The following is a 6,230-nucleotide window of genomic DNA, read 5'->3' on the forward strand; positions in this document are numbered from 1 at the left end:
AATTTGTGGGGATCCCTCAGGAAGTTAAGATAATCCGTCTTCGTGACTTTTATTGTTTTAATCATGATTCAAACTTTTCCATGTATGTATAACGTTGGAATTCAGCGGCTGCCGTAGGCAGTCCGCTGGAATGACTTGTTAGGCAACAACTCCACTGCCTATGGGTTTATAGCGGATTTACTTAGGTTGGTACTCCAATGATGAATGGTGAAGGTTAATGCGCAAATTTCCCGCATCGTCTTTAACGTAACCCCACGTTTTGTCAACGGTAGTCACTTTCCCATTTTTATCTGTGAAGTGAACTTTCCCCATAGTAATTGCGCTATTGCCATCAAGAAAAATAGCAGAAGTGACAGGCTCACATTTTTTCCAGCCTTTTAGAGCAAAACCTGTGTCGGCAGGGAAGGATGGGTCACCGCCAACGAAATAAGATAGCGCACCGGCACGTGTGGGGCGAAATGTTTGAGGGTTCACCGTGAGCGTAGGCTTAAAGAGTACTGCGCCCATTTGGTAGGCGTAAGCGGAATCTATGACTTTCTCGGCCAATGCTCTCGCTGCTACTTTTCCATCCTTTTCGTATGCGGCGTTGATATCAAGAAGAGCAGCACACCATGCTTGCTGAGCTGTTAATGCTTCCTTCTCTGTTACTGCCTGATTTACAACGATGGGCTCGTTTGCGTTCGCAATATTTGAGGTAAGTGCGACTAATGCTGTTAATGCTACAAGTTTGACTTTCATAGTTGGGAGACCTCTGGGTTGAAAGAATTGGATTGTTGCGTGTTTGACTGTGCCTAACAGTTATTATGTAGACCTCTCAGTAACATCCGAAAGGCAAAACAAATTTATACCTATGTTTACTGAAGATCAATAACTTAAGAAGCTAGTTAAGGACTTAATTTACTTTTAATTTACGACATTACTGAGACTTCTCAGTAATGTCTCCACCCCAAAACGGGGTAATATTATTAATATCAATGCCTTATCTTGGTTTAGCCTCCTTATCATCAGGTGTTACTGAGAAGTCTCAGTAACACACTCGATAATCAACAAAGGAGCTTACATGACTCGTTCACCTTTCCTTGAAAGCATCAGACAGGTTATGCGAACCAAGCATTACTCAATTCAGACTGAAAAAACCTATTTACTTTGGATAAAACGCTTCATTTTGTTTAACAAAAAACAGCATCCTAAGAACATGGGGGAACAAGAGGTAACTAATTTTTTGACATATTTAGCCGTAAACCGACAAGTTACGGCGTCTACTCAAAACTTGGCGCTTTGCGCTATCGTCTTCATGTATAAACATATACTTCAGAGAGAACTTACTTTACTACCTGATACGATAAAAGCACGCGCACCTAAACGGGTTCCATCCGTCTTATCTCATAACGAAGCAATGAGTATCATCAATCAGCTATCCGGTAGCTATAAACTGATGTTTTCGCTTTTATATGGTTGTGGGCTAAGGAAAGCAGAACTATTAATGCTAAGAGTTAAAGATATCGATTTTGAGTCAAGGAATGTCTATGTATTTCGTGGCAAAGGCGGTAAAGATCGAGTCACGATGTTACCTGAAAAGCTTGTTGAACCCCTTAAATTGCATATTGAAAAGGTTCGTGATCTTCATGAAAAGGATCTTTGCGAAGGTGAGGGTAAAACAAGTCTCCCGCCAGGGCTCGCTCGAAAATACCCTTACGCAATTTCTGATTTTAAGTGGCAATTTATATTCCCATCATCTGTCAGGTGTAAGCATCCAGTTGATGGATATGTTTGCCGCCATCACTTGCATTGGACGTCCCTAACAAAGAAATTAAGGAGCGCTGTTATACGGTCAGGTGTTCAGAAACACGTTACCGCACACACATTCAGGCACTCTTTCGCAACGCAGCTTTTAAAAGCGGGAACAGACATTCGTACAGTTCAAGAGCTGTTAGGGCATACGGATTTGAAGACAACTCATATATACACATGTCATCGGTCAACATTCATCAGGGACAATTAGCCCTATAGACCGATAATTTCGTTTTAAATAAACCGGGCTTCATGTCCGGTTTTGCGGTAAAAGCGGTCATTCGCATGCGGATTGTGTTGAGGTGCTGAATCTCTGCTTTTCGCTCTTAGCAGACATTGGTTTGACTACAAAAAGTGGCCAATATGATTTGACCACTACAGTAGTGCCACTACAAAGGGATCCACGGCAGCAAGCGAGCTATGTTGCGTGCATCGTCGATGCCGCGATGATGTTGGCCTTCAAAGGCAAGCCCATGAAAGGCCAATGCGGCTTGCAAGCCAGAGCGGCGTTTGGCTGCTCTGCCTTCACGCCACAATTGCTTCAGGTTTTTGTGCTCAATTGCCATAAAAGCTGGCTCACAACCCTTGTGTTGCCTCTCAGCATCTAGCTGATGCCGATCGTAATCGCCCCAAGACGCCCAGCAAAAAGGCTGATAAGCGGCAAGCCATGCGTTTATGTCTTGAACTACCTCAGCATAAACCGGCGCGACAGCTACTTGCTGCTGCGAAATTCCGGTTAACTGTGTACAAAAGGAACTGAGCTGTGGGCGTAACACAGGGCGCACAAAAAACGACTTTGCATCTAGCACCTTTCCATCGGGCTCTGCTACTACACAGCCAAACTCAATGACTTCCATATCTTCAACCGTTTGGCGACGAGCAAGACCTGGCACATCACCATCCCAGCAGGTGGCTTCCAAATCGACTATCAGCAGATGTTTGGTCATGTGCTACCACTTCAGAAAGATGTAAATAATTCTGCGAGTTACAATGCAACTATACAGCTTAAAACTTTGTTTAAATTGTGTAAGTTCATATTCGAGCTGTTGCGTATTTCGCTTTGTCCGGCCGTAATTAGTGATCCTTGGCACATATTCGCTTATAACATGCGACATTATCAATGAAGGGCGAAAAAAAGCGTCATTTTGGATTAATGAGAGAGATAGTTGTTTCAGCGCTGTTTAGCTAAGTAGTCGCTGACAGTATCTGTGTATACCTTTAAATATCGGTTCGGCTATAAATCGAGAATAAACCACGGTTTCATCTCAGTTTAACATCATAAGTTGTTTGAGCTCATCAGTAGCCTGCTCTGGATTTTCTAAGACAGTAGTTAGTCTCTGAAACGCCTCATTGTCCAAAACGATTCGGCCATGTGAGGTTAGATTTTTGACGGCCTGCTGATTTGCTGCTGAAATAATGAATTTAGCAATGTCAACGCCAGCCAGCTTCGCCGCATGATTAACCAAAATGGCTTCACTATCAGTCAGCTCTAGCAGTATGTTTTTCATATCAGTACTCCATACAAATCTTAATGAAATCCTAGCATACAAAGCTTGTGGCCGGTATTCCGAACCGTTTTGAAAGGGCACGACACCTGAGAATGTAACTTATATCTCAGTATGCCGTTACGAAAAACACTGTCAATTTTACGGTGTTTTTTACATACCTCGAGCAAATAACCTGATGCTCTCTAGGTTGCTACGTGTAGCTTGATAGTAGCCGTTTGGCGTATTTTCGCATCCCTTCAAAAATGGGCTCAGCAATAAAACTCGGAAAATCTTTAGGCAATGTATCAGCCACCTGCATGATAATGTTCTCAGTCATACTTCCCATGTCATGCAGTATCTGTTCCATGCTTGATAATGGAAAACCCACCTCTTTAGCGGTATTAAGAAAATGCTGAGCACCAATCATCCGGCATTCGGTTTTACGACCACTTGAGCCTTTAAGTGACATGGCAAGTTTTAAGTCCTTTTCATGTAGTCCTTTTTTAGAGATTGCTGGAAAGGCAGAGAGAATATCGTAGAGTGGTGTCAGACGATATTGGTCTTGCGCTTCAATAAAAATCGAGAAATTTTTTGCATGTCCATCTGTTGCGCCTAATAGCCAAAATAACACTTGGGTCCGCATAAACGTTTCGCGGTCATGCTGAGGGTTTACCGCACCTAAAAGCTGTTGCATTACAGAAGCGATGCCAGGACCACCATCAACTTCATATTTTCTGGCAGGTGAGATAGCGGTCAGCTGACAAAAATCTTCCTGCGGCAAGCGGATGATCCAGCTGTTATCCGGTGCCATTTTGCGATCAAAACGTGCCACTGCCAGTGCTTTTACTCCGTCAGGCTGGATAATCTGACAATCGGCGACAGCAAACCCAAACGCTTTAGCGATATGCAAACACAAATATTCGTTCTCGACACTGTGCGTCATATCAATGACTCGGTCATGCGAGCGAATTTCACCGATGGGTAATTTTAGGATATGGGAGGTAGGGGTGGCATTGTGCGGTAAACACCAGCGGCCATTATGATGGAGTAAAGCCGTTTTCTCCTGCGCGCCGGCAAGTGAAATACGAAAATCCTGCGTATCATCCAGCATGCCAAGCGGTTTATTGGACTTATAACCTTGTAATATTTTGGCTATCTCAACATCTGTTAACGGACTTGCGTCAATACGTTTGATATCAGGTGATTCTGCTCCGCTTGGGAGTAACTGGATGGCGCCGATACAGTCACGCCCCACTTGCGACAGGATATCGAATGGCTCTGTGGAATGCGCTTTAAATCTTGCCACCATGCGCTCACGAATGTTTCGCGAGTCAGGCAACAGGTTATCAAAAAAATTATAAACAGCAGCACCTGTGATGCGGCCTGGGCGCAAGGGGAGAGATAGCGATAAACTACGTCTGCCTGGAGAGTTCAACCAACTGTTATCATATATAAAGCTATTTGACCCAGAGCTGTCGCGCTGATACTCGCCAACCTTATGACCATTCATATAGACATCTAGTGTACTCATCGGTCACCACCCTTCATGCCAAGTATTATTGTCTGTCGAAGTAGCGTTGGCGCGAGGTTTAAGAGCGAGTTGTAATTGCAGCGCCGCCATAATTTTGAAAAACGTGGCCAATTTGCATGACTCCGGTTTATTTTCAAAGTCTGAAATGGTGGCAACACGCAGCCCTACCTGCTTAGCGATATCCGCTTGAGTGAGGTTATGCTGCTTACGATACTCTTTAATAAAAGTACTGAGTTGCTCAGGTCGGGTGATATGCATGATTTGGAATTTTATTGCTAAAAAGCGTAATATAGCTTATACGCTATACCGTAACTTGTGTCAATATGCGCTTGGGCGTATTTCAGGCTTCGCCTAAATTTTTAAACATCAAGCCTATAGGATGCCATAGTAAAAATTCTCTCGATTCAGGGGCTTTGCAACTTTGTTATCAGGCATAGGGTAGTCAAACACAGGCAAATGTTTGTTTACTCAAATCCTATACTGCCTTTAATGGTAATTCTGGTATTTACCATACTCATTACTAAGAGTAAGAAGCGGTCCTTGGAGCTCTTCTTCGGTTAAAAGAAACTTGCCCGAGGTTATACGCTTAACCGTAAATTCAACTTGAATACGCTTTAGCGTATATCTCGCTAAGTGTTTGCTTGAAAAATGTACGATTTCCGACGTTTTTACACATTTTCCATGATTTTTGTCGGAAAAGCCTTATTTCCGACATTTCAACCGATTTTCGACAGAAAACGTCGGATTTATCCGACAAAACTATTCATATTCTTACTGTTTTGTCGCAAAAAGTACGTTTTGCTTCAGCGATTTTACATTTTTCATCACCTTTGCTTATTCAAATAAATAAAGTAAAACAGTGACTTGCCATTGGCTGTTAGGCTGCTACTCTTGTAATAAATGCTGATGATTAGATTTTTAGACCATCAGGCCTTAAAACGATTTTAAAGCAGACATTAACGTATGGCATGTGATGAATTTGATGACAGATGACCAAGATAGAAAAGTCAGACTAGCTGCGGTAAAAATCTTCAGCAATTTATGTGCGGAATGGTCAATTTTGCCTGAGCAGTCGTTTGGGCTTTTAGGTTTCGCTGAAGTCGAAGAACTCTTTGCATGGCAAAACGGAGAATTGGATAGGGTCAATAACGACAAAGCGTTAGAGATGCTGTCGCACCTAATGGCAATTTATAAGCTACTACACCAAATTTTTGCCAATCAGAAACAGGCGAATGCGTGGTTACTTAAATCGAACAGTGGTTTTAATGGGGATTCTGCCCTTAATGTCATCCAGGAAAATGGGTTGAACGGTGGATCTGTTGTTCGTCGTTATTTAGAGCAACAGCTAGGGTGAGACAGCGCATTTAAGTGCAGCTTACTTATCGAATTTTAGAGGGCTTCGGCTGAGGGATCCCCACAAA

The 6,230-nt window shown here is 42.9% G+C and carries 7 protein-coding genes; 2 read left to right on the plus strand and 5 right to left on the minus strand.

Features of this window, described 5'->3' with window-relative positions; translation table 11 throughout:
* Positions 1-177 precede the first annotated feature (177 nt).
* Positions 178-738 (minus strand): hypothetical protein, encoded by a 561-nt coding sequence (locus AAY72_RS05195; RefSeq protein WP_003245852.1) that lies wholly within the window; start codon positions 736-738, stop codon positions 178-180.
* 322 nt (positions 739-1,060) lie between these two features.
* Between AAY72_RS05195 and AAY72_RS05200 the strand changes: the two genes are divergently transcribed.
* A complete protein-coding gene (locus AAY72_RS05200) occupies positions 1,061-2,002 on the plus strand; it encodes an integron integrase (RefSeq protein WP_369815329.1) in 942 nt (313 codons plus the stop codon).
* Between the two features lie 178 nt (positions 2,003-2,180).
* On the opposite strand, the gene AAY72_RS05205 is transcribed toward AAY72_RS05200, so the two are convergent.
* The 4 genes from AAY72_RS05205 to AAY72_RS05220 form a co-directional block, all read right to left on the minus strand.
* Positions 2,181-2,738, minus strand: a complete 558-nt coding sequence (locus tag AAY72_RS05205) for a 3'-5' exonuclease (RefSeq protein WP_057785848.1) — start codon at positions 2,736-2,738, stop codon at positions 2,181-2,183.
* 318 nt (positions 2,739-3,056) lie between these two features.
* Complete coding sequence (locus tag AAY72_RS05210) at positions 3,057-3,299, minus strand: DUF1778 domain-containing protein (protein WP_057785849.1); 243 nt, start codon at positions 3,297-3,299, stop codon at positions 3,057-3,059.
* Between the two features lie 190 nt (positions 3,300-3,489).
* Complete coding sequence (locus tag AAY72_RS05215) at positions 3,490-4,809, minus strand: type II toxin-antitoxin system HipA family toxin (protein WP_057785850.1); 1,320 nt, start codon at positions 4,807-4,809, stop codon at positions 3,490-3,492.
* 3 nt (positions 4,810-4,812) lie between these two features.
* Complete coding sequence (locus tag AAY72_RS05220) at positions 4,813-5,067, minus strand: helix-turn-helix domain-containing protein (RefSeq protein WP_057785851.1); 255 nt, start codon at positions 5,065-5,067, stop codon at positions 4,813-4,815.
* Positions 5,068-5,791: 724 nt separating this feature from the next.
* Between AAY72_RS05220 and AAY72_RS05225 the strand changes: the two genes are divergently transcribed.
* On the plus strand, positions 5,792-6,163 hold the full coding sequence (locus AAY72_RS05225) for a hypothetical protein (RefSeq protein WP_156411281.1): 372 nt from the start codon (positions 5,792-5,794) through the stop codon (positions 6,161-6,163).
* Positions 6,164-6,230: the final 67 nt, after the last annotated feature.

This window comes from Alishewanella sp. WH16-1 (assembly GCF_001441695.1).
Lineage (GTDB): Bacteria > Pseudomonadota > Gammaproteobacteria > Enterobacterales > Alteromonadaceae > Alishewanella > Alishewanella agri.